This window comes from Rhodococcus tibetensis, assembly GCF_024438035.1.
GTDB classification, from domain to species: domain Bacteria; phylum Actinomycetota; class Actinomycetes; order Mycobacteriales; family Mycobacteriaceae; genus Rhodococcus_F; species Rhodococcus_F tibetensis.
The window spans coordinates 40,790-64,551 of sequence record NZ_JANFQF010000013.1; the positions used below are offsets into that span (position 1 = coordinate 40,790).

Genomic DNA, 23,762 nt, shown 5'->3' on the forward strand with positions numbered 1-23,762 from the left:
CGCCGCCCTTTGCCACGCAGTACACGAATCAGCCTGTCGGCATTGCTGAATCGCGCTGGGCGCAAGCGTGCGACAGTTGAGTGCGGAGTGCGGATGCTCGTGAGTTCTCCGGAAGAGGGGTATGGGTCTAGGTATTACGGCCGATGCGCCGGTGTCGAACGTGCGCGAGTGTGTGTGGTGCACCGTCATCGGCGTAGCAGCGGCAAATCCCGGCATGTGAAAGAAGAGTTGTCATGGCACGAATCAGCAGAATCTCGAGCGTCCTACTGCATGCGATGCGCGTCAGTGTCGTGGGCACCGTTGTGTACACCGGGCTGGTCATGGCCGTGGTTGTCGTAGCGGTGTGGCAGTTCCCGGTACCGGGCGTGTAAGAGGGCGCCCTTCGCGGCGCCGATGCCAGGTCCGAGGGCTGCAACACCGGTACCAGTTCGGCGATAGAGCTGACAGAGGGATTGATTGTGCCCGCGGGATCCGGGTAATCGGCATTCGATACGCGGTGCCTGTGACGGGCGTCCTGTGGTGTGGAAGGAGCGGGAATGCTCGGGACGGGTATTGGTGTGATGGTTGGCTTGCTGATGGTTGTGCTGCTGGTGGTCCCTGTCTCGTTCGGTGTGGCGGCACGGGCCGATGCGACGGCCCGCCGCCTTGCCGAGGCCGGGGCGTCCGATCCGAATACTGGACGAATGGTTGCGGTCGCGGAAGCGGGTGGACGGTGCGATCAGTGGCGGCGGCTCGCAATGCGGGCGTGGCTGATCTGCGGCGGTGCCTCGGTGGTCGCAGTGGTGGTCGTGGGCGTACTGATCTGTGTCGGGTGAGGACGGCGGTACCGGGACCGTGACTGATCGTTCGGGGCCGATGGTGCCGTGTGGTACTTGATCTGAGCCTCCTCACCGCGAACGATGTCCCGCCCCATGACGGAGAAATCACGATCAGTGCCGTGAGCCTGGCGGAACCGCATTTCGGACTCCTCCGGGACCGCCGCGCAACAACGAGCTCAGCGGGCGTACGGCCGCAAACCCCAGTCCAGGGCCCTCGACTCGTCACCCGCAACGCCGACAACTTTCGGTCATCGAACACCGGCCGGGTGTCGACACTCTCGTTCTCCAAGGCCGCGACGGACTGAGGGAGCAGAGCGAACGGCCCCTCGGTGGTAGTCGGCGATTTGCCTGGCCGGTACCGCCGTCACATTCGGAAGCGGGTGACATACTCCGTCCAGTCCCATGTGGTCAGAAAGCTCTGTGCCGCTTGGTAGCCCTTGTCGTAGAGGGCTTCGATCTCCGGCTTGTCGATGTCGAAGTCGAGTACACCGACGGCAGTCGAATCGACACGAATGGCGCGGGCGTCGACCCACGGCTGGTTCAGGTATGCCTGATCGCGGCCGACCAGCATCGTGGTGAGAACGCGCTCGAACAGGTGTGGGGAATTGAATAGGTGAAACCAACGGAGCTGCGGAATCACCTTGTCGTTCCCAGCGGGGAGGTTGGGCAGCACGGTGACCCCGAAGGTGGGCCAGCGAGGACGCTTGCCGTCGGTCCGATCCAGTGAATCGATGGGGAAGTTCGACAGCACGCCACCATCGACCAAGATGGAGCTCGCTCCGCCAGGTCGTCGCAACTGGGCGGGCTTGAAGAAGAACGGTATGGCCATCGACGCGCGAACAGCATCGGCTACGGACTGTTCGTCGGGGTCGAGGCCGTAGACGCGCTCGTAGTCCCACGGCAGTCGCACCAGTTGGCCGGTGGTCACGTCAGCGACGGTAACCACCAGTCTGTACCGACGCTCCGGGGCAACGGTCGTGTCGTCTATTCGCAGGTCGCCGAAGGTTGTCACGCCGAATTCGCCCAGTTTGTCGGCGATCCACCGGTGGATGCGGTCGCCTCGATACATGCCGGTTCCACGAATGATCGCCCACAACGGACCGACGATAGGGAGGTCTTCGATGAGGCCGGGATCGAGAAGCTCGCTGTACTCGAGGCTGAGGGCGTGTTCTTTCACTTCCGCGCCCGTGAGCTGCCCTCTCGTCGAGGCTGCCGCGACGATCGCTCCGACTACTGCGCCGGCCGAGGTGCCAGAGATCCTCTGAACCCGGTACCCGGCGTCGAGCAATGCCGCGACCGCCCCCACCAACCCGATGCCTTTGACGCCACCACCGGCGAGAACGAGGTCGATGGGTAGAACCGGGCTCGGCATGGTCATCGCAGTCCTCCGTTGTCGCTGCCGGTGTCATCGCTACTCAACCCGTATGGGTACGCGGCTGCCTTGCCGGATCAAGACGCGATGTCCGGCGCCAGCACGCCTGTATGCCATCTTCCTCGGGACCCGCAGCCCAAGGGTGCGAATTCAGAAGCCCAGCACGCTGAACACATTGATGGACAGACGAACTGAGGTGACAAGAGACCTGAGGTGGTCCGGTACGTCATGGCGAAGGGCGGAGCATCGCAGCTGCCACAGTAAGGCCGGCGAATGTTGCGGCGACGATCGCGGCGGTCGAGAAAAGTGAGTCGGTGACCAGCCAGGCGGGCATGGCTACGAATAGGGAGGCACCGGCACCGATGGCTGACTGGGTGAGGCGTTCTGTACCAGCTGGTACATGCTGTTTCATGGGTAACGAGGGGTGCATTCCATGCTCTTTTCACGAGGGTGCGATCCAAGCGGTGGTCCGGCCGGGAAAGGGCTGCCGCCTGTGAGGGTTTTCCTGTCTCCTCCTGTAACGATCAAGAGTGATTTGGATCACAGTTAGGTTGCGAGGGTTCGTTTGTACCGCACTTCCGTCGGGAGCGCCACTGGGCAAACGTCCATGTTCGATACCCGCTCGGCATGAACGCACGGAAGGCGCTGAGGTCGACAACGGGACTTAAGACTCTATGCGTGAGTGTTTCCGCCGTGCTTACGATTCCGCGTGTGACACTTGGCTCGATATCCTTGGCGTTCCTACGCGTGAACTACCGGCTGGCGCGGCTTTCGCTGCAACTGCTCGAAGACGTGGCTGTCTCTCGGCTCGACGAGCGCGGGCCGATACGCATCGCCTACGAGCAGATCCTCATCGACTGCGATCGTGCCGCGGCGTACTTGCTCAGCGATGAGGACGCGGCCCGGCGCGCGGGAGAACTGAGGCGGCGGACCGCGGTGGTGCGGCTGCCGATTGCCCGTGAGCATCACGGCCCCCAGCGGTGTGGTGTGATATCGCTCGATGAGCAGCGCGGGCGGTTTCATCAACGCCGCCAACAGGACGCGGGCCCGTCATGAAACGTCACGACGTGTGCCGTGGTGGCCCGGTGCCGGGAACGGTGTCAGGTCAGGTGGCCGTGAGCGCGAACACCCGCATGTTGCGGTCGGTGCGGTTTTCATAGACGCCGTACACCCGGGCCATGGCATCGAATTCGCGGTAGATGCGGGTTCGTTCCGGTTCGGTGAGTAGAGTGGCGGTCACCGGTATCGCTTTCCCCCCGATGGTCACCGTCGCGCGCGGCTCGGCGATCAGGTTCGCAGACCATGCGGGGTGTGTGTGTTGTCCGAAGTTGCTGCCTACCACATAGAGTCGGGTTCCCTCGCGGTAGCACAGCAACGGGCTGGTGCGCGGCTTTCCGGACTTACGGCCCGTGGTGGTCAGAAGCACCACCGGTGCCGCGATCGGGCCGAGAATCGTGAAACGTCCACCGCTTCTCTCGAGCAGTCGTCGGTCTACTCCGGCGAGCTTGCGAATCACCCACGACCCCGGCCGGGTGGCGGCGAATGCCGCGGCGGGCTCCCGGAGGAAACTGCTCTCACTGCCCCACCTGACGTCGGGGAAGGGTGATTCGGCCATACGTCATCTGACCGCTTCGCGGGGGCCCCTGTCAATCGTGGAGCCGGGAAGCGGCCGGCAACGGCAACGGCGCCGGCGCGGACCGCCCGATACGCTATGCCCATGGCTGCACCTGGAACATCCTCACCAGTGAGTCCGCCGGGCCGTTCCGCGCCGTCGAGCATCTACATCGCCTCGCCGGAAGGGGACACCGGTAAGTCCACCATCGCCTTGGGTGTACTACAGATGCTGTGTGCCTCGGCCGCGAGGGTAGGTGTCTTTCGGCCGATCGCGCGCTCCGCAGAAGAGGCCGACTACATCCTGGAATTGCTGCTCGAGCACACCACCGCCGACGTCGGTTACGAGCAGTCCCTGGGCGTGACCTACGAGCACGTCCACGCAGACCCCGAGGGAGCACTCGGTGAGATCGTCGCGAGGTACCACAAGGTGGCCGAGCAGTGCGACGCCGTCGTGGTCATCGGCAGCGACTACACGGACGTCGCAAGCCCGAGCGAGCTCGGGTACAACGCGCGGATCGCCGTCAACCTGGGCGCGCCGGTGCTCCTCGCATTGCGGGGAGCACGCCGCACCCCTGACGAAGTGGCCCAGCTCGCTCAGCTGTGCATCGGAGAACTGAAGGCACACCACGCGCATCTGATAGCAGTCATCGCCAATCGGTGTAACCCGGACGAACTCGACGCCGTCACCTCCGCGCTGTCCTCGACCGGCGTGCCTGCGTGGAGCTTGCCGGAAATTCCGCTGTTGACGGCGCCGACCATGGCCGAGCTTCTCGACGCCGTCGACGGCACCCTGTTCAGCGGCGATCCGGAACTTCTGCACCGTGAAGCTCTGCGGGTGATGGTCGGCGGCATGACGGCCGAACACATTCTCGAGCGGCTGAGCGAAGGGGTGGTGGTGATCGCGCCCGCCGACCGCTCCGACGTACTGCTCGCGATGGTCAATGCCCACGACGCAGAAGGGTTTCCGTCGCTCGCCGGGATCATCATGAACGGCGGTCTGCTGCCGCACCCCGCGATCGCCGACCTCATGGCGGGCCTGAAGCCGCGGCTCCCGATTCTCACGACGTCGCTGGGTACGTTCGACACCGCGAGTGTGGCCGCCCAGACGCGGGGCCGGGTGGCCGTCGGCTCGCAACGCAAGGTCGATACCGCGTTGAGCGTCATGGAGCAGCACGTCGATCCCGCTGTTCTCGTCGAACAGTTGAAGCTCCCGATCCCGTCGGTGGTCACACCCCAGATGTTCGAGTACCAATTGATCGACCGGGCCCGGCGCGGTCGCAGGCACATCGTCCTTCCAGAGGGTGACGACGACCGTATCGTCAGGGCCGCGGGCCGGCTGCTGCAACGTCAGGTGGCGGATCTGACTCTCCTCGGAGACGAGGGGCAGGTGCGCCGTCGTGCCGCCGAACTCGGTGTGGACCTGTCCGGGGCACAGGTCCTCGATCCGCGGACCTCCGAGTACACGACCTCGTTCGCCGAGGAGTACGCCCGGCTGCGCGCACACAAGGGCATGACCCTCGAGCGTGCACGGGAGGTGATGGGTGACATCTCGTACTTCGGAACCATGATGGTGCACATGGGAATAGCGGACGGGATGGTGTCCGGCGCCGCGCACACCACCGCGCACACGATTCGGCCTTCGTTCGAAATCATCAAGACTCAGCCGGGTGTGAACACGGTGTCGAGCGTGTTCCTGATGTGTCTGTCCGATCGCGTTCTCGCCTATGGTGACTGCGCCGTGGTGCCCGACCCCACCGCTGAGCAACTGGCCGACATCGCGATTTCGTCCGCTCGCACTGCCGCTCAGTTCGGCATCGATCCTCGTATCGCGATGCTGTCGTATTCCACCGGTGACTCCGGGAGCGGCGCAGATGTCGACAAGGTGCGCTCCGCAACCGCCGTCGTCCGCGAACGGGAACCGGATCTTCTGGTGGAAGGGCCGATTCAGTACGACGCCGCCATCGAGCAGAGTGTGGCCGACAAGAAGATGCCCGACTCGCAGGTGGCAGGAAAGGCGACGGTGTTCATCTTCCCCGACCTCAACACCGGCAACAACACGTACAAGGCGGTACAGCGCAGTGCCGGTGCCATCGCTGTCGGCCCCGTGCTGCAGGGGCTGAACAAGCCGGTCAACGACCTCTCCCGTGGGGCGCTGGTCGAGGACATCGTCAATACGGTGGCCATCACGGCCATTCAGGCAGCGGCGCTCGAGGGGGCAGACGCGTGAGCGACGACACCGCAGGTTCGGTATTGGTACTCAACTCCGGTTCTTCGTCGATCAAATTTCAGCTGATCCAGCCGGACAGCGGCGAGTCGATCGCCTCCGGACTCATCGAGCGGATCGGTGAACCGGACGGGCACATCGTGTATCGGCACCGCACGGGTGTGGCGGAGCGACACGCCTCCATCGCCGACCATCGCGCAGGTCTGGAGATGGTTCTCGAGGTGGTCGCCGAGGTCGGCCGGCCGCTCCGTGAGGCTGGGATCGTCGCTGTGGGGCATCGCCTCGTCCACGGCGGCAACGTCTTCTATGAGCCCACGATCATCGACGACGACGTCGTGCGGGCCATCTCCGATCTGTCGAGCCTGGCACCGCTACACAATCCGGCGAACGTGATCGGTATCGAGGTGGCGCGGGAGGTGCTTCCCGATGTCCCGCACGTGGGGGTGTTCGACACCGCGTTCTTCCACACCCTCCCTGCCGCGGCGTCCACCTACGCCATCGACCGGAACATCGCGAAGGAGTACGACATTCGGCGGTACGGCTTCCACGGGACGTCGCACCAGTACGTGTCGTCCTGTGCCGCCCGGTTCGTCGGCAGGGAATTGTCCGACATCGACCAGATAGTTTTGCACCTGGGCAACGGTGCCTCGGCGTCCGCGATCCACGGTGGCCGAGCAGTCGACACCAGCATGGGACTGACGCCACTCGAAGGCCTCGTCATGGGAACGCGCAGTGGCGACGTCGATCCCGGAGTTCTCCTGCACCTGCATCGGCAGGGACTGTCGGTCGACCGGATCGACGACCTACTCAACCGGCAGTCGGGTTTGCGGGGCCTGTCCGGCGTCAACGACTTCCGCTCGCTCCTGACCCTCGTCGGGGAGGGGAACACGGACGCCGCGCTCGCCTACGACGTGTACGTGCACCGACTCCGCAAATACATCGGCGCCTACCTCGTCGAATTGGGTGGTGTCGACGTCATCGCGTTCACCGGGGGAGTCGGCGAGAACAACGCCGATGTCCGGCGCGACAGCCTGGCGGGACTCGAACGTCTCGGCATGATCGTCGACGAAGCTCGAAACAGTTCGGATTCCCGGGAGGCCCGGCGCATCTCCTCGGACGACTCCGAGGTGGATGTTCTCGTCGTCCCCACCAATGAGGAGCTGGCAATTGCCCGTGCGGCAGTCGAATTGGTGGCAGCTGAGCGGGTGACCGACTCTTAGAAAAGGCTTTTCGGGCGAATGGTGTTCGCCCGGTCGACCAGTGCATAGCGGTGGGTGCGTTCGGGGGCGTTGCGGGCCAGTGCGCGCAGAGCCGCCTCGGCGCCGGTACGTAGCCCGCGTTCGGTGAACGGCACACCGAGGAATTGCCTCTGTTCGGTGGTCGACGTGTGGCCGCTGCGTATCCAGTCGAGTGCGGTACCCAGCACGAGGGTGCGCATCTGCAGTGCGCGGCTCTCTTCCGGCGGCAGTTCGGCGACACGGTGAGCTGCCTCGCGCAGCTGGGACTCGTCGATCTTCTCGATCGGCCGCCCGGACAGCAGCACCAGCGCACTGGTCATCCGGGCCACGGTGAAGTGCCGGGAGCTGACTGGAACCTGATCGAGCGCCGCGAGGGCGCCGGGAAGGTCTCCGCGCTCGGTGAGTTGCCGCGCCAGTCCGAACGCCGCACTCACAGCATTGTGGTCGGTGCGCCACACCGTCCGATAGTACTTCTCGGCGAACGACCGCCATTGGGCCGGATCCGGGGTTTCCCAGTGCTGCAAGATCAACTCGGCGGTCGCGGCCAGTGCGAGTTTGGGTGCCGTCTCGCCGGGCATGGCTTGCAGCACGGATTCGAAGTGCGAGAAGGCCGCCTCGTACTCGCGCGAGAGCAATGTTGCGATTCCTGCGAACCAGTCGATCCGCCAGTTGCCACCGACATCCGCTTTCACGTCGTCGAGCCGGGCGAGCGCAGTGGCCACATCGCCGAGATCGAGGTGGGCCTTGATCTCGGCGAGAGTGAGTTCGCGGGAGAACGACACATCGGGACTTCCGACTACACGTTCGATTCCGTTCTGCCGGGCATGCCGCAGAGAATCGAGCGTCTGCTGCGGTTCACTGTGAACCGCAGCAGCCAGTAGGGGAGCGTTGGGGTCGGTGGGGTCGATCAGGGGCACCGCCAACGCCTGCGCCACCGAGCGCGGATCCAGGTTTTGGTCTCGTTGGACGCCGTCGACGTAGACGTCGGTCTGCTCGACGGCCTCGTCGGTGCCGTATGTCGTTCGCTGCCTGCTGAATACTGTGGAAAGTCCAGGGTGTTCCTCACCGGTCTGCTGCGCGAGCACCTCACGGAGCACGCCGGTGAGCTGACCGGCCATCTCCTCCGCCGAGGAAAAACGCTTCGCGGGGTCGGGATCGGTGGCGCGTAGCAGGAGGCGATGGAAGAACTCGTACTCGGCCAGCAACGGCGCCTTCTCCGGGGACGGAATCCCGTCCAGGTATCGGCCCTTGTCCGAGGGCATGTCGAGCGTGAGCACCGCGAGTGTGCGGCCCACCGTGAAAATGTCGGAGGCGACGGTCGGCCCCGTCTTGACAATCTCCGGTGCCTGGAAACCCGGTGTGCCGTAGAGATAGCCGTAGTCCTCGATGCCCGCGACGGCGCCGAGGTCGATCAATTTCAGCGAATCCTCGGTCACCATCACGTTGTCGGGTTTGAGGTCGTTGTATACAAGCCCTGTCGAGTGCAGGTAGGCCAGTGCCGGAAGTATCTCCAGCACATAGGCGATGGCTTGTTCGATCGGCATTCGTTCGGGACGACGGTGCGTCGAGAGGACGTCTCTCAGCGAGTGCCCACCCACATATTCCATGACGATGTACCCCATCGGGGTGCCGTCGGATCGGGGATGCTCGACGAAGTTGTAAATCTTCACGATGCTCGGGTGCGCCACCTCCGCGAGGAACTGGCGTTCGGCCACAGCGACCGCCTGGGCCTCGGCATCGCCGAAATGCAACAGACCTTTGAGAACCACCCATCGATCGCTCACGTTGCGGTCGACCGCAAGATAGATCCACCCGAGGCCGCCGTGCGCGATGCATCCCTGCACCTCGTACTGGCCGCTCACCAGCTCACCGGGCCGCAACAGCGGCCGGAAGTCGAAAGTGGCGCCACACGAGGGGCATTTCCCGAACTCGCACTCGTCCGCGGTGGCGCAGTTCCGGCCGACCGGATTGCTGCACTTCCAGCAGAACCGCTTGTTCTCGGGGACCGAGGGGTCCGACATCACTGCCGAAGCCGGGTCGACTGTCTTCACCACCGGCACCTCGACGAGCCCGCCGCCCAGGCGCAGGCGGCCGCCGGAGCGACTGCGCGGTGACCGCGTCGAGCGACCCGTCGTAGTGGCTCCGGACGGACGCGACGCCTGGGTGGCCTGGGTGGCTTGTTCGGGTTCTCGGGGTGCAGCCTGAGTGGCTTGTTCGGGTTCGCGGGGTGCAGCCTGGGTGGCGACGTCCGGATCCGGGGACTCCGTATTCTCCGGGGACTCCGAATTCTCCTGGGACATGGGCCCTCAGTCCTGGTACACGGCGGACGGCGGGGCGGGTGACGGACCCAGCATCGACAACCACTGGTTGTAGGACCTGGTCCAGGATCCGTCGAGGCGGATCCGCTCGAGGGTGCCGTTGACGAACCGCACGAGGTCCTCGTTGGATCTGGTGATACCGATTCCGTACGGTTCCGCGCCCATGCTGTCACCGACGATCTCGAGATACGGGTCCTGGGATACGAGTCCGGCCAGGATGGTGTCGTCCGAACTCACCGCATCGACCTGCCCCTGCTGCAACACCACCAGGCAATCCGACCACATGGGCACGGTGAGGATGTCGGCCGTGGGCGTCACCTGCTGCAGCCGCTCCAGCGAGGTGGTCCCGCGCGCGGCACACACCCGCTTTCCGCCCAAATCCGCCGGACCGCGGATCCGCGAACCCTTGACGACGAGGACTCGCTGATGCGCCTCGAAGTACTGGGTGGAGAAGGCGACCTTCTCCCGCCGCTCGCAGGTGATCGTCATCGTCTTGGCCACGATGTCGACCAACGACTCCTGCAATGCCTTCTCACGATTGGCCGAGGTGAGGATCCGATACTCGAGTCGGTCCGGATCACCGAACAGATCCCGCGCTATCTCACGGGCCATGTCGACGTCGAAACCCTGGATGGTGCCGGTGGCCGGGTCGCGGAAACTCATGAGGTTGCTACCGGTGTCCAACCCGACGATCAGTCGGCCTCGCGCGCGGATGGCGTCGACGGTCGGCATCGGTGGTGGTGTGCCCGCGTCGGGAAAGGGACGCAGACTCGCTGTGGGATCACCGCAGTCACCCTCCGGCGCGGGAGCGGGCGTCGGACGGTCCGTCGGTGCCGGGGTGGCGCCGGCGGGCAACGGGGGTTCGGTGTGCGAGATGCTCGCCGACCCGACATGTCCCGACGTCGACTGGGCGCAGCCGCCGAGGAGTGACACGACCGCGATCATGACGAGTGCGATCCGGTGCCGCCTCACTGGTACTCCTTCAACCGCGGCCACAGTCCGATGATAATTCCGATCACGGCGATCAGCGTCAGGGCGAGAGCCCCCGGGCCCAACGCGGTCAGCACCCCCGATGCCGATGCGATATTGGACCGCAGGTGCTCACGCGCGGATCCGATTCCGTCGGTGAGCGCGTCGTCGAGAATAGTGAACTGGGCGGCCGAGTTCTCGGATCCGGGACCGATGGCAATGGCCGCGCCGGTGAGAAAATCGCCTTCGGCGAGAACGGCATTCATCCGATCGTGCGCCCCCGACCACCCGTTCCATGCTTGTGCTGCCCGAGCGACCTCGGTGTGGCCGACCGGGTTGTCGTCTTCGCGGGGATAGTTTGACAACACCGCGCCGAGCTGAGCGGACCTGTCCTCGAACACCGCGTCGTAGTCACCGTTCGAGTCGCGCCGGACCAACTTCAGTGTCTCTTCGGTACGGGCCTGTTGGGCGAGGATGCGACCGGTCGTCAACTCGTGCAACGGCTGGGCGCCCTCGGTGAGTGCGCGACGAGTGTCGAGGGAGGACATCAACCCGGCCACCAGCATCCACAGCAACAGAATGGCGGTACTCGACGACGCCAGGATCAACCCGAGATTGAAGGTGCGCCGACTGAGCCGGGCAAGGACGATCTGCGTGAGGACCAATCCCACCGCGGCCGTCAGTAGGAGCGCCAGAGCAAACCACGGCGGTCTCGAATAGTTCCTCTGCGTCGATGCGACGTGGGCCTCCTGCTGAGCGTGCAACTGCTGCGCCATCGGAAGCATGCTCGTCTGCATCAGCGTCGAGGCCTCATTGAGATAGGCCGCGCCGACGGGATTCCCCACCCGGTTGTTCGCCCGCGCCGTCTCGATGAGCCCGGTGTAGACGGTGAGGTCCGTGGAGATGGAGGCGAGGAGACGCCGGCTGTCCACCTCGCTCGCGGCCAGCCCGCCCGACGCATAGACGAGATCGGCCGACGCTGTGCCGATTGCCTGCGCGTATCTGTCCCGGAGCTCGCCCGGCTCGAGACCACCCGAAATGAACGCCGTCGTGGTGGCGGCGTCGGCTACCGACAGCGCGATATAGAGATTCTGCGCCGAATACGACAACGGCTCGGTATCTGCGAGGACGGTGTCGAGCGTGGCCGCCCTGCCGTTCACCGTGGTGGTGGCCACCAGGCCGGCCGCCACGGTCAGCAGGACGAGCAGGATTCCGAGACCGGTCAGTCTGGCCGGTGTCGAGTGGAGGAATGCGTGCAACTCCCTGCGGCGAGCTACCGCCGGATCGACGTCGTCGTCCTCGAGGGCCGACAACGCTCGGCTACCGTGGGGTTCGATGGACGGTGACTCACGCAGAACCACGTCGCACCCCTTCTTCGAACCCGGCCGCACTTTGTGGGGAGCATATAAGCAGCCGCGCCGCCGTGCTGCGAACCCCGAGGAGTATGCGGGCGTGCCCCGGCTGGACAGGGCCTGAACGGGGCCGTGAGCTGGCGAGGCCGGGAGAAACCGTTAGTGTGAGGGAACTGCAGGTGACCCATCAGGTCGGACAGGGGTAGTCGATGCGTGGTGACGGGGACGGCTGGGCAACCGGTCCGGACGGCAGTCGTCATTGGGGCAAGCACGGTGCGGCCGGGTTGTTGTTGCGCGCTCCGCTCGCGGACGACACGCCGGCTGTGCTACTTCAGCATCGAGCAGTCTGGAGCCACCAGGGCGGGACGTGGGCGTTGCCCGGCGGCGCCAGGGACAGCCATGAAACGACAACACATGCGGCGGTGCGGGAAGCGCACGAGGAGACCGGCATCGCGAGCGCGGCCATTCGGGTGCGCACCGAGGTCGTGACGATGGAAGCCGCCAGCGGGTGGAGCTACACGACGGTGATCGCCGACGCCGAGCGGCCGCTCCCCACCGTTGCCAACGGCGAGAGCACCGAGCTGCGCTGGGTTCGTGAATCCGACGTCGCAGCACTGCCCCTCCACCCGGGATTCCAAGCGGGCTGGCAGATGCTGCGCACCACCGAGGTACGGCTGGTGCTCGCCGGGCGCGACGTCCTCGGCGAGCACGGCTCGTTGACACAGTTGTCGAAGGCGTTGCCCCGCACGATTCACCTGCCCGACGGAACTTACGGCTGGTTGCCGCGCATCGAGATACTCGATTCGCCGGACGTGATCGGTGGCACTGCAGAGTCGGCAGGTCATGGCACCACCATCGGTACGGCGACCGTCGTGGTGACTGCGGACCGCGAACTCGTCGACCAACTTCCGGGCACCGTCCTCACCCTGGAGCCGTCGACGGTGCTGGGCTGGCTGGATCAGCCGTAATTCAGTTGTTGCTGCGCAGCATCGCGGCGAGTGAGCGCGCCGCCGCCTGCGGGTCACGCGCCTCCGTGATCGCCCGTACCACGACGATGCGGGTGGCTCCCGCAGCCAGAATCTCTGGTACCCGCGCCTCGTCGATGCCACCGATCGCAAACCACGGACGGGTGGGCTGCGCATCGGCGGTCGACCGCACCAGGTCGATACCCGCCGCCGTGCGACCGGGCTTGGTGGGAGTGGCCCACACCGGCCCGGTGCAGAAGTAGTCGACATCGTCCTCGATCGCCGCGAGGCTGGCCTGCGCCCGGCTGTGGGTGGACCGGCCGATCAGGACATCGGGCCCCACCACGTTCCGCGCGTACGGCACCGGAAGGTCGCCCTGGCCGAGGTGCAGGACGTCGGCGCCGGCGGCCAGTGCCATGTCGGCGCGGTCGTTCACGGCGAGCAGGGCTCCGTGCCTTCGCGCGACTGCGGCGAGCACCGACAGTGCCGCGAGTTCGTCGCGGGCATCCATCGGACCAAGCTCACGCTCGCCAGCCGAGCCCTTGTCGCGGAGCTGGATGATGTCGACACCACCGGACAGTGCGGCTTCCGCGAACTGCGCCAGGTCACCTTTTTCGCGTCGAGCATCGGTACACAGGTACAAACGCGCAGCTCCGAGGCGACGCCGACGTTCTGCATGGCTGCTGTGATGCGAGGTGGTCACGGCATGACGGTAGCCTCTACGGTGAAAGTGCAACACGGGAGTCCCGGGAACGCGGGGCTGAGAGGGGCTCACGCCGAGCCCGACCGTCATACCTGACCCGGATCATGCCGGCGCAGGAAGTGAGGTGGAGTTCGATGTCAACGGTTCTGAAGTCACGGTCGGTGTCCGTCGTCGGCGGCGGGGTGATCGGACTGTCCATTGCGTGGCGCGCCGCCCGCGCCGGGTGGTCGGTCCGGTTGTACGACCCGTCGGTCGGTTCGGGTGCTTCGTGGGTCGCGGGCGGGATGCTGGCACCGTTGTCCGAGGGGTGGCCCGGTGAGGAGAGCGTGCTCGAGCTGGGTAGTGCGTCACTCGACCGGTGGCCCGACTTCGGAAAGGAACTCGAGGCCGCTGCCGGTGTCGAGCTGTTCACGTCGGCCGGTTCACTGACCGTCGCGCTGGACGGCGCCGATGCCGAAGATCTGCGCACCATCGCCGAATGGGTGGGTGCGCAGGGACGGGACCTGCACATTCTCGGCCGTAGCGAGGTTCGTGAGCTCGAGCCGATGCTCGGGCGTGGGGTTCGGCTCGGGCTGCTCGCGGTCGATGAACTCGCCGTGGACAACCGGTTGCTGTTGGCCGCATTGCGGACATGCGCCGTCGACGCCGGAGTGGAGCTGATCGAAGAAAGTGTGTCCGATCTCCGCCTGCTCGACACGGACCAGATCGTCGTCACCGCAGGCATCGCGTCGCCGTCGCTGTGGCCCGGTCTCCCGGTCCGCCCGGTGAAGGGTGAGATTCTGCGGCTGCGTGCGCGTCCGGGGGCGACCCCGGCGCCGTCGCGCACCATCCGCGGCAGCGTGCACGGCCGTCCCGCGTACCTGGTGCCGCGGGCCGACGGAATCGTCGTGGGCGCCACCCAGCACGAGTCCGGCCGCGATACCCAGGTCACCGTCGCCGGGGTACGCGACCTCATCGCCGATGCCGAAGCACTGATGCCCGCGATCGGTGAATACGAACTGCACGAGGCGTCGGCCGGTCTGCGGCCGATGACTCCCGACAATCTGCCCCTGATCGGGCGAGTGTCGGATCGAGTGGTGGTGGCCACGGGACACGGACGCAACGGCATCCTGCTCACCCCCGTCACCGCTGACGCGACGGTGGCACTGTTGGAGGGATCGGCTCTCGCCGAGGCGAGGACTGCCGACCCCGGGCGTTTCGAAAAAGTAGCGAGGTAGAGATGAGTGAGCAGCAAGTGGTGGTGCCTGTCGGCATCACCGTCAACGGCGAGGACCACGAGTTCGCGGTAGCGCCCACCGTCGCCCAGCTGCTGGAGACGCTGAACCTTCCCACGAAGGGCATCGCGGTGGCCGTCAACGGTGCCGTATTCCCGAAGGTCCGCTGGGACGAAGTCGTGGATCGCGGCTGGGAGATCGAGATCCTCACGGCGGTGCAGGGTGGCTGACGTGACGCCGGTGGCGCAGAAGGGCCTGACAATCGCTGGCCGCACTTTCGGCTCCCGGTTGATCATGGGCACCGGAGGTGCCGCCAACCTCACCGTGCTGGAAGAGGCCCTGGTGGCGTCCGGCACCGAGCTGACGACCGTCGCGATGCGCCGGGTGGACGCCGCAGGCGGCACCGGTGTGCTCGACCTGCTGCGCCGGCTCGGCATCGCGCCGCTGCCCAACACCGCCGGGTGTCGCGGTGCGGCCGAGGCGGTGCTGACGGCGCAACTCGCCCGTGAGGCGCTCGAGACCGACTGGGTGAAGCTCGAGGTGATCGCCGACGAACGTACCCTGATGCCCGACGCGATCGAACTCGTCAGTGCGGCAGAGCAATTGGTCGACGACGGCTTCGTCGTCCTGCCGTACACGACGGACGACCCGGTCCTGGCCCGGCGGCTCGAGGACATCGGGTGCGTTGCCGTGATGCCGCTGGGGTCGCCGATCGGGACCGGGTTGGGAATTGCCAACCCACACAACATCGAAATGATCGTCGAGGGCGCCGGGGTGCCGGTGATCCTCGACGCCGGAATCGGAACCGCCAGCGACGCCACCCTCGCAATGGAGTTGGGCTGCGATGCGGTGCTGCTGGCCACCGCGGTCACCCGGGCCAAGGACCCGGCGCTCATGGCGTCGGCGATGCGCGGCGCTGTAGTGGCAGGCTACGAGGCACGCCACGCAGGCCGGATACCGAAACGTTTCTGGGCGCAGGCCTCGTCCTAGCCATTCCGGGGTGGGTGGGCTTCTCGGGGTTCTGTCGGGGTCTGCCCGGGGTCGGGTGGTACCACGGGACGAGACGGAAGTAGACCTGTGGCTGATGCGTACCGCCCCAAGGTTCGGGCATCCTCTTCACCATGATTGAAGTGAGGGGACTGACAAAGACCTTCGGTGCGACGAAGGCGGTGGACAACCTGACGTTCACCGTGCAGCCGGGTATGGTCACCGGCTTCCTCGGGCCGAATGGTGCAGGCAAATCGACGACGATGCGGATGATCCTCGGGCTGGACCGTCCCACCGCGGGCACGGCGCTGATCGACGGCAAGCCGTACCGCGACCTGGTGCAGCCGCTCCGGACCGTGGGCGCGCTGCTGGACGCCAAATGGGTGCATCCCAACCGCTCCGCGCGCGCCCACCTCCAGTGGATGGCGGCCTCGAACTCGCTGCCGAAGAGCCGAGTCGACGAGGTGCTGCACCTCGTGGGCCTCACGGAGGTGGCCGGTAAGAAGGCCGGCGGGTTCTCGCTCGGCATGTCCCAGCGACTCGGCCTCGCCGCCACCCTCCTCGGTGACCCAAAGGTGCTGCTGTTCGACGAGCCGGTGAACGGCCTCGATCCCGAGGGCATCGTCTGGATCCGCAAATTCATGCAGCGCCTCGCGGCCGAGGGACGCACCGTCCTGGTGTCGAGCCACCTGCTGTCCGAGATGGCCCTCACCGCAGAGCATCTGGTGGTCATCGGCCGCGGACGCCTGATTGCAGACACCACGGTGTCGGAATTCGTGAACAAGTCCTCGGAATCGACGGTGCGGGTGCGCAGTCCACAGTTGGATGCGCTCAGGAGCGCACTGACGTCGAACGGGCTGACGGTCCGCGAGGACGGATCCGACGGACAGCAGGCGCTCGTCGTGGTCGATTCGTCCACGGACGTCATCGGCACGATCGCCGGTTCGCAGGGAATCACCCTGCACGAATTGGCGTCTCAGCGCGGATCGCTCGAGGACGCGTTCATGAAACTGACAGGAGACGACGTGCAGTACCACGCAGAAAGCGTCGACGACGTGATGAGGGGTGCACTGTAATGGCTGTTCTCAATGCGGAACGCATCAAGATCACCTCTACTCGGTCGCCGTGGTGGTGCACCGTCATCATCGTCGTGCTGGGCCTCGGCCTGGCCGCGGTCATCGGGTTGAGCGCGAAGGCCAGCATCAACTCCTTCAACGACCAGTTGGCGGATGGGAAGGAGCCCGATTTCGAACCCTTCCTGCCGCAGATGGCCGATGCAGTCGGGGGCGTATCCGGTTTCGGTGTCCTGGTCCTGATGATTCTCGCGACGTTGGCTGTGACCAGCGAATACCGCTTCGGGGTCATCCGTACCACGTTCCAGGCGATTCCCAATCGCGCATCCGTCCTCGTCGCCAAGGCCGGCCTGATCGGCGCTTTCGGTGCCGTACTGACGTTCGTCCTCACCTTCGGGGCGTACGCCATCGCGAAGGCAACTGCGGGGCACGAGGCGGGTGCTGCCCTCACACTCTCCGGTGGCGACGCGTGGCGGTCGATCTACGGGGTGCCGATCTACGCGTTCCTGTGCGTCGTGCTCGCTGTCGGCATCGGCGCGTTGCTGCGGCAGTCGGCGGGAGCGATCGCGCTGCTGCTGCTGTGGCCGCTCCTGATCGAGAGCCTGTTCAACCTGTTCGGTTCGTTCGGCGAGAAGGTCATGCCGTTCCTGCCGTTCCTCAACGCCAACCATTTCCTCGGGGCACCGCAGGGCGTGGACTTCCACTGGGGACCGTGGGGCAGCCTCGTGTACTTCGCTGTGTTCGTCCTGGTGATCTTCGGGGCCAGCCTGGTGGTGGTGAACAAGCGCGACGCCTGAAGCCGCTAGAGTGCCTTTCGCCCTGCCCCTCCGCCAGGTGAACGTCGGGAGACCTGGCTGGGAACGAAGGGCAGGCGGGAGCTTGTGGGCCGGTGCGACATCCATTCGCACCGGCCCACAGGTGGTTCTGCGTTAGGCTCCCGACATGCGACTACGGGGAGTTCTCACCGTCGGAGTGGCCGGCGCGCTGGTGCTGGCCGGATGCTCGTCCACCGGTGAACCGGAGTCACCGCCGGTCGACGCGGGTGCCCTCGCAGGATCGGTCACCGAGGACGCCGTGGTGGCACATCTCGAGGAACTGCAGAACATCGCAGACGACAACGACGGCAACCGAGCCGCAGGCACCGCCGGATACGAAGCCAGCGTCGAGTACGTGGCACAAGTTTTGACAGACAACGGCTTCGACGTCCAAACCCCCGAATTCGAGTTCCACAGCTTCGACGTCGTCGCCGAGAAGCTGAGGACGCGTGATCGCGACATCGAGGTGAAAGCGCTGTCCTACAGCCCGTCGACCGGCCCGGAGGGACTGACCGCCCGATTGGTGCCGGCTCCCAAGGACGAGACGCCGGGCTGTGAGGCAACGGATTACGACGGTCTCGACGTGAACGGGGCCATTGTTCTGGTCGATCGCGGCATCTGCCCGTTCTCGGCCAAGCAGCAGACAGCGGCCGATCGCGGCGCTTCGGCCGTGATCGTGGTCAACAACGAGGACGGGCCGATGAGCGGGGGCACTCTCGGTGATCCGTCGGTCGGGAAGATCCCCACGGGTGGGGTGAGCATGGCGGACGGCACCGCGCTCCGGCAGGGCGGCGGAGATGTCACGCTGACACTCGATACCAGCACCGAGACCAGCACCGCCCGTAACGTCATCGCCCAAACCGCGACGGGCTCCACCGACGACGTCGTCATGGTCGGCGCCCACCTCGACAGCGTTCCCGAGGGTCCCGGCATCAACGACAACGGCACCGGCGTCGCAGCGATCCTCGAGACGGCCGTCCAGCTCGGCAGTTCTCCGGACGCTGACAACGCGGTGCGATTCGCGTTCTGGGGTGCCGAGGAATTGGGTCTCCTCGGCTCCGAGGCCTACGTCACCGGCCTCAGCGAAGAGGAACGCAACGGCATCGCGCTCTACCTGAACTTCGACATGCTCGGCTCGGAGAACGCCGGCTACCTGACCTACGACGGTGACAACTCCGACAACGTCGGCGAAGGACCCGGGCCCGAGGGTTCGGCGGGGATCGAGCGCACTTTCGTCGAATACCTCAGCAACAACGGCATTGCCGCCGACGGCACCGATTTCGACGGCAGATCGGACTACGGCCCGTTCATCGAGGCCAAGATTCCGTCGGGTGGGGTGTTCAGCGGTGCCGACGACAAGAAGACCGCCGCGGAGGCCCAGAAATGGGGTGGCACACCCGACGCGGTGTTCGACAAGCACTACCACAGCCCGACCGACACCCTCGCGAACCTAGACCGGGCGGCCCTCGCCCGGAACGCTTCAGCTGTCGCCTACGCCGTCGGGGTCTACGCGGAGTCACTGGCCGGCCCCAACGGTGTCCCCACGGGCGCCGAGCGCGAGAAGGCGCGGGCGGCGCAGTGATCTCCGATTCGTCACGGGCCTCTGCATGTGACGCTGGGTTACCCTTGCGCTCGTGAGCGAAGACCCGGCCGACGACAGCGCTGCCGAACTCGACGCTGCGTCCGAGGCGAACAGACAGGACAAGTTGCTGGGCTGGGTGGGAGCACTGAACCGTCGGCCGCAGCTGATCGAGGGACTGCGCAGAGTCCGCCGCGCGTTGCCGGGAGATCCGGCGTTCGGTGACCCGCTGTCGACTGCAGGCCCCGGCACCGCACGTGCCGTGGCACGGGTGGCCGACCGCTTCCTCGACCACCAGCCGGGTGCGTCGCGGGAGATGAGCCTCGGTGCCCTGCAGGTGTGGCAGGCGATGCTCGAGCGCACCGGCCGCGGCCGGGGAACCAGGGAAGTGACCATCGTGTTCACCGACCTCGTCGGGTTCTCCAGCTGGTCCCTCCCGGCCGGCGATACCGCCACCCTCGCCCTGCTGCGGAACGTCGCCAAAGCGATCGAGACGCCGATGGTCGACCGCGGCGGGCATGTGGTGAAGCGGATGGGCGACGGAGTGATGGCCGTCTTTCCCAGCCCGGATCGCGCCGTCGACGCCGTCTTCGCCGCACAGGACGCGCTCGAGGATGTCGAGGTCGACGGCTACCGTCCGCGGATGCGCGTCGGAATCCACACCGGGGTTCCCCGGCAGATCGGCAGCGACTGGCTCGGTGTCGACGTGACCATCGCGGCCCGCATGATGGAGCTCGGCGGGGACGGCAACATCATGGCGTCGTCCGCCACGCTGTCGGCACTCCAGCCCGGGACGCTCGACGATCTCGGTATCAGCGTCAAACCGTGGCGCCGCGCCTTCTTCGCCCCCGCCCCCAGCGGGGTGCCGTCCGACCTCGGCATCTGGCGGCTGCGGCTCCGCCGCCCGTGAGTGCCTGTCAACCGCCGGACGTCAAGAAGTACTCACGGGTGACGAAGTCGCCACAGGGGAGAGACGGGGCCGTGACCGGCGCCCAGGTCATACGACGCCTCCAGGCACTTGGTCACCCATTCCTTACCGAACGCCACCGCGTCGGGCACGGACCACCCGTGGGCGAGCGCGCTCGCGATGGCCGCCGCGAGGGTGTCGCCGCCGCCGTGGTCGTTGCCGGTGTCGATGCGGGGACTGCTGAACTCGAGGAACGTGTCGCCGTCGAACAGCAGATCGGTGCTCGACGCCGACGTCCGGAGATGCCCGCCCTTCACGATCGACCACTGTGCCCCGAGCGCGTGCAGCGCTTCGGCGGCCCGGCGTGCCGTCGGGTCGTCCACCACCTCGATGCCGGTGATCAACCGGATCTCGTCGAGGTTCGGAGTGACCACCGTGGCGATCGGGATCAGCGTGTTCCGCACGGCGTCCAGCGCCTCGGCGTGCAGGAGCGGATCCCCGTGCATCGACGCGCACACCGGGTCCACGACCAGCGGGACCGGTTTGTCGCGTCCGATCCCGACCTCGGTGCACACGGCGGCGACGGCCTCGATGATGGCCGTCGACGCCAGCATGCCCGTCTTCGCTGCCCCGACCCCGATGTCGTCGACGACGCACCGCACCTGGGCGGCCACCGTTTCCGGCGGAATCTCGTGGAAACCGCTGACGCCCACCGAGTTCTGCACCGTCACCGCGGCGACAGCGACGCATGCGTGGACGCCGCACAGCGCCATCGTCCGCGAGTCGGCCTGGATCCCGGCGCCACCGCCGGAATCGGTGCCGGCGATGGTGAGGACTCGGACGGGGGTCTGGCCGTCGGGGGTCAGGGGCAGCAGCTTCACGGAGGGGACCTTACCGATTCTCTGAGGTGACAGATTCGACGGGCAGATACACGCGGCCACCTGCGTCGACGAACTCGCTCGACTTCTCGGCCATGCCCGCCTCGATGGCTTCGACCGAATCGAGTCCGTGTTGCTGTGCGTACTCGCGCACGTCGGCGGAGATCCGCATGGAACAGAACTTCGGACCGCACATCGAGCAGAAGTGGGCCGTCTTCGCCGGCTCGGCGGGCAGCGTCTCGTCGTGGAACTCCCGCGCGGTGTCCGGGTCGAGGGACAGCGCGAACTGGTCGTGCCAGCGGAACTCGAACCGGGCCTTCGACAGCGCGTCGTCGCGTTTCTGCGCCCGTGGATGCTGCTTGGCGAGGTCGGCGGCGTGGGCCGCGATCTTGTACGTGATCACACCGGTCTTGACGTCATCCCGGTTCGGCAGACCCAGGTGCTCTTTCGGAGTGACGTAGCAGAGCATGGCGGTACCGGCCTGCGCGATCATCGCCGCACCGATGGCCGAGGTGATGTGGTCATAGGCTGGGGCGATATCAGTGGTCAACGGGCCCAGGGTGTAGAACGGCGCCTCTTCGCACAGTTCCTCCTCGAGGCGTACGTTCTCGACGATCTTGTGCATCGGCACGTGCCCGGGACCTTCGATCATCACCTGTACCCCATGGGATTTCGCGATCTTCGTGAGCTCGCCGAGGGTGCGAAGTTCCGCGAACTGCGCCTCGTCGTTGGCATCGGCGATCGAACCCGGCCGGAGTCCGTCGCCGAGCGAGAAGGTGACGTCGTAGCGGCGGAGGATTTCGCACAGTTCGCCGAAGTGGGTGTACAGAAACGATTCCCGGTGATGCGCCAGGCACCAGGCGGCCATGATGGAGCCGCCGCGGGAGACGATGCCGGTGACCCGACGTGCGGTCAGCGGAATGTACCGGAGCAGCACACCGGCATGGACCGTCATGTAATCGACGCCCTGCTCGCATTGTTCGAGCACGGTGTCGCGGTAGATCTCCCACGTGAGCGCGGCCGGATCGCCGTTCACCTTTTCGAGCGCCTGATAGATCGGCACCGTGCCCACCGGGACCGGTGAATTACGCAGAATCCACTCGCGCGTCTCGTGGATGTTCCTTCCGGTCGAGAGGTCCATGATGGTGTCGGCGCCCCAACGGGTGGCCCACACCATCTTCTCCACTTCCTCGGCGATCGAGGACGTGACCGCGCTGTTGCCGATGTTCGCATTGATCTTCACCGCGAACGCCTTGCCGATGATCATCGGCTCGAGTTCGGGATGCTGGCGATTGGCCGGGATGACGGCGCGTCCCGCAGCGACCTCGGCCAGCACGAACTCCGGCGAAACATCCTCGCGGGCAGCGCAATAACGCATCTCCGGGGTGAGGACGCCCGCTCGGGCGGCGTCCAACTGGGTCTGCCCCTTACCGGTAGACCACTGCTCGCGGATGCGGGGCAGCCCGGCGTCGACGTCGATCTGGGCGTTCGTATCGGTGTACGGGCCGGACGTGTCGTACAGGTCGAGATGTTCACCGTTGCTCAGGTGGACGCGCCGGACCGGCACACGGATGTCGTCGCTCCACTGCACGTATTCCTTGGTGCTGCCTGCGATCGGCCCCGTCGTGACGGACGTGGCTGTAGATACAGTTCTGCTCATCGAGATGCTCCCTACGCCGGCATTACCCGGACAGGTTCGACGGTCGACGGCCCTAGCCGTCCTCTCAGCCCGCTGGTGCGAGCCCCCGTGGATGTGTAGTTGTCGCACAAACTGTAACCGATATCTCTGTGAGAGATCATTCCGGGGAATTTTGGACAGCGGACTCGAGAGTGGGTATAAATAGTGACGTACATCACGTTTTGATCACAAGGCAAACCCCAGGAGGTCGCAGTGCTCACGGACTCGCAGGTAGTGAACGTGATCGACAACGCCGGTCAAAACCGCTTCGAGTTGCGGCTGAGTGGGGATCTGGTCGGGATTCTCGGATACTTCGATCTCTCGGAGCCGCCGCCGGGCGCAGGTGCGGGGGTGGGTGTGGTGGCCGGGCGGCGCGGCGCTGGAGGCCGGGCTCCGGTCGTCTCGTTCATGCATACGGTGATCGTGGAGGATTTCGGGCACCGCGGTCTCGCGTCGATGATGGTGGGGCGCTCCCTCGACCTGGCCAGGGGATACGGCTGGAAGGTGCGGCCGGTGTGCACCTACGTCCAGCGCTTCTTGTCGACACATCCGGAGTATCGCGATCTCGTGGTGCCGATCGAGCGCTGAACGCGCCGTCCTCGGAGAAGAAACCTGGGCAACAAAACGGTTCCGGTTGTGGCGATTGCGCTACCTGGACGAGCGACTTACTGCTTCGATAGGTGTCATGGATCACAACTCGAAAGCTCCTCGGCCGGGCAGTGTCTCGGCCGCCGATATTCGTGTGCTCGACAATCCGGCTCACGAACGCTTCGACTTGTGGCTCGGTGACGAACTGGTCGGAATTCTCGGCTATCGCGACGAGGACGACATTCCCGGGTTCACGGCGAAACCGGGCGAGGTGGTGGCCTTCATGCACACGGTCGTCAAAGAGGAATTCGGCGGACGGGGAATGGCGGAATCTCTCGTCCGTGCAGCGTTCGACGAGGCGCGCGCTCGCGGGTGGAAAGTACGCCCCATCTGCACATATGTTCAGCGATATCTGTCGCGGCATCCGGAGTCCCTCGACATTCTCGTGGGGGACTGAGCAGCGTCCGTCC

Annotated in this window: 23 protein-coding genes and 1 riboswitch; of the genes, 15 read left to right on the forward strand and 8 right to left on the reverse strand. The window is 65.9% G+C overall.

Annotation, left to right across the window (positions count from 1 at the left end; all coding sequences use genetic code 11):
* The first annotated feature begins 233 nt into the window (after positions 1-233).
* Positions 234-371, forward strand: coding sequence for a hypothetical protein (locus tag NOF53_RS16505; protein WP_255970625.1), 138 nt, complete (start codon positions 234-236; stop codon positions 369-371).
* A gap of 165 nt (positions 372-536) precedes the next feature.
* Positions 537-815 (forward strand): hypothetical protein, encoded by a 279-nt coding sequence (locus NOF53_RS16510; protein WP_255970627.1) that lies wholly within the window; start codon positions 537-539, stop codon positions 813-815.
* Between the two features lie 367 nt (positions 816-1,182).
* Here the strand turns inward: NOF53_RS16510 and NOF53_RS16515 are convergent, their stop codons facing one another.
* Positions 1,183-2,190, reverse strand: a complete 1,008-nt coding sequence (locus tag NOF53_RS16515; RefSeq protein WP_255970868.1) for a patatin-like phospholipase family protein — start codon at positions 2,188-2,190, stop codon at positions 1,183-1,185.
* Between the two features lie 711 nt (positions 2,191-2,901).
* Between NOF53_RS16515 and NOF53_RS16520 the strand changes: the two genes are divergently transcribed.
* Positions 2,902-3,246: a hypothetical protein gene (locus NOF53_RS16520; RefSeq protein WP_255970629.1), complete on the forward strand. Its 345-nt coding sequence runs from the start codon at positions 2,902-2,904 to the stop codon at positions 3,244-3,246.
* Between the two features lie 49 nt (positions 3,247-3,295).
* Here the strand turns inward: NOF53_RS16520 and NOF53_RS16525 are convergent, their stop codons facing one another.
* Positions 3,296-3,805: a nitroreductase/quinone reductase family protein gene (locus tag NOF53_RS16525; protein WP_255970631.1), complete on the reverse strand. Its 510-nt coding sequence runs from the start codon at positions 3,803-3,805 to the stop codon at positions 3,296-3,298.
* Between the two features lie 96 nt (positions 3,806-3,901).
* On the opposite strand from NOF53_RS16525, the gene pta reads away from it, so the two are divergent.
* Together pta and NOF53_RS16535 are read left to right on the forward strand one after the other, a co-directional pair.
* Entirely contained in the window at positions 3,902-6,031 is a 2,130-nt protein-coding gene (gene pta, locus NOF53_RS16530; protein ID WP_255970633.1) for a phosphate acetyltransferase, read from the forward strand.
* The gene (locus tag NOF53_RS16535) at positions 6,028-7,248 is read left to right on the forward strand and encodes an acetate kinase (RefSeq protein ID WP_255970634.1); all 1,221 of its coding nucleotides are present in this window, start codon (positions 6,028-6,030) and stop codon (positions 7,246-7,248) included. Before pta ends, NOF53_RS16535 begins: the two co-directional genes overlap by 4 nt.
* On the opposite strand, the gene NOF53_RS16540 is transcribed toward NOF53_RS16535, so the two are convergent.
* Genes NOF53_RS16540 through NOF53_RS16550 form a run of 3 tightly spaced genes read right to left on the reverse strand, consistent with a single transcriptional unit; the run spans position 7,245 to position 11,914 of the window.
* Positions 7,245-9,566: a serine/threonine-protein kinase gene (locus tag NOF53_RS16540; RefSeq protein WP_255970635.1), complete on the reverse strand. Its 2,322-nt coding sequence runs from the start codon at positions 9,564-9,566 to the stop codon at positions 7,245-7,247. The two genes, NOF53_RS16535 and NOF53_RS16540, sit on opposite strands and share 4 nt — an antisense overlap.
* A 6-nt stretch (positions 9,567-9,572) precedes the next feature.
* Complete coding sequence (locus NOF53_RS16545; protein WP_255970637.1) at positions 9,573-10,556, reverse strand: transporter substrate-binding domain-containing protein; 984 nt, start codon at positions 10,554-10,556, stop codon at positions 9,573-9,575.
* Positions 10,553-11,914, reverse strand: coding sequence for a GlnX family signal transduction membrane protein (locus NOF53_RS16550; protein ID WP_255970639.1), 1,362 nt, complete (start codon positions 11,912-11,914; stop codon positions 10,553-10,555). Before NOF53_RS16550 ends, NOF53_RS16545 begins: the two co-directional genes overlap by 4 nt.
* 200 nt (positions 11,915-12,114) lie before the next feature.
* Between NOF53_RS16550 and NOF53_RS16555 the strand changes: the two genes are divergently transcribed.
* Positions 12,115-12,873, forward strand: coding sequence for an NUDIX hydrolase (locus tag NOF53_RS16555; protein WP_255970641.1), 759 nt, complete (start codon positions 12,115-12,117; stop codon positions 12,871-12,873).
* A gap of 1 nt (position 12,874) precedes the next feature.
* Here NOF53_RS16555 and thiE read toward each other — a convergent pair whose 3' ends face one another.
* Entirely contained in the window at positions 12,875-13,573 is a 699-nt protein-coding gene (gene thiE, locus NOF53_RS16560; protein ID WP_255970643.1) for a thiamine phosphate synthase, read from the reverse strand.
* Between the two features lie 134 nt (positions 13,574-13,707).
* Here thiE and thiO point away from each other — a divergent pair, with 134 nt between their 5' ends.
* The 7 genes from thiO (at position 13,708) to NOF53_RS16595 (ending at position 20,151) form a co-directional block, all read left to right on the forward strand.
* The gene (thiO, locus tag NOF53_RS16565; RefSeq protein WP_255970645.1) at positions 13,708-14,790 is read left to right on the forward strand and encodes a glycine oxidase ThiO; all 1,083 of its coding nucleotides are present in this window, start codon (positions 13,708-13,710) and stop codon (positions 14,788-14,790) included.
* A 2-nt stretch (positions 14,791-14,792) separates the two neighbouring features.
* Positions 14,793-15,017 (forward strand): sulfur carrier protein ThiS, encoded by a 225-nt coding sequence (thiS, locus tag NOF53_RS16570; RefSeq protein ID WP_255970647.1) that lies wholly within the window; start codon positions 14,793-14,795, stop codon positions 15,015-15,017.
* On the forward strand, positions 15,010-15,777 hold the full coding sequence (locus NOF53_RS16575; protein ID WP_308213831.1) for a thiazole synthase: 768 nt from the start codon (positions 15,010-15,012) through the stop codon (positions 15,775-15,777). The genes thiS and NOF53_RS16575 overlap by 8 nt, the downstream gene beginning before the upstream one ends.
* 131 nt (positions 15,778-15,908) lie before the next feature.
* The gene (locus NOF53_RS16580) at positions 15,909-16,850 is read left to right on the forward strand and encodes an ABC transporter ATP-binding protein (protein ID WP_255970649.1); all 942 of its coding nucleotides are present in this window, start codon (positions 15,909-15,911) and stop codon (positions 16,848-16,850) included.
* Positions 16,850-17,644 carry an ABC transporter permease gene (locus NOF53_RS16585; RefSeq protein WP_255970651.1) on the forward strand — a complete coding sequence of 265 codons (795 nt, stop codon included), beginning with the start codon at positions 16,850-16,852 and terminating at the stop codon, positions 17,642-17,644. The genes NOF53_RS16580 and NOF53_RS16585 overlap by 1 nt, the downstream gene beginning before the upstream one ends.
* Before the next feature lie 145 nt (positions 17,645-17,789).
* Positions 17,790-19,244, forward strand: a complete 1,455-nt coding sequence (locus NOF53_RS16590) for a M20/M25/M40 family metallo-hydrolase (RefSeq protein ID WP_255970653.1) — start codon at positions 17,790-17,792, stop codon at positions 19,242-19,244.
* Positions 19,245-19,296: 52 nt separating this feature from the next.
* Entirely contained in the window at positions 19,297-20,151 is an 855-nt protein-coding gene (locus tag NOF53_RS16595) for an adenylate/guanylate cyclase domain-containing protein (protein WP_255970655.1), read from the forward strand.
* A gap of 32 nt (positions 20,152-20,183) precedes the next feature.
* On the opposite strand, the gene thiD is transcribed toward NOF53_RS16595, so the two are convergent.
* Both thiD and thiC read right to left on the reverse strand, forming a co-directional pair.
* On the reverse strand, positions 20,184-21,029 hold the full coding sequence (thiD, locus tag NOF53_RS16600) for a bifunctional hydroxymethylpyrimidine kinase/phosphomethylpyrimidine kinase (RefSeq protein WP_255970657.1): 846 nt from the start codon (positions 21,027-21,029) through the stop codon (positions 20,184-20,186).
* A gap of 10 nt (positions 21,030-21,039) precedes the next feature.
* The gene (gene thiC, locus NOF53_RS16605) at positions 21,040-22,686 is read right to left on the reverse strand and encodes a phosphomethylpyrimidine synthase ThiC (protein WP_255970659.1); all 1,647 of its coding nucleotides are present in this window, start codon (positions 22,684-22,686) and stop codon (positions 21,040-21,042) included.
* Positions 22,678-22,785: riboswitch (TPP riboswitch) on the reverse strand. (Overlaps the previous gene by 9 nt.)
* Before the next feature lie 132 nt (positions 22,786-22,917).
* Here thiC and NOF53_RS16610 point away from each other — a divergent pair.
* Positions 22,918-23,292, forward strand: a complete 375-nt coding sequence (locus NOF53_RS16610; RefSeq protein WP_255970661.1) for a GNAT family N-acetyltransferase — start codon at positions 22,918-22,920, stop codon at positions 23,290-23,292.
* Between the two features lie 97 nt (positions 23,293-23,389).
* Complete coding sequence (locus tag NOF53_RS16615; RefSeq protein WP_255970663.1) at positions 23,390-23,749, forward strand: GNAT family N-acetyltransferase; 360 nt, start codon at positions 23,390-23,392, stop codon at positions 23,747-23,749.
* Positions 23,750-23,762 lie beyond the last annotated feature (13 nt).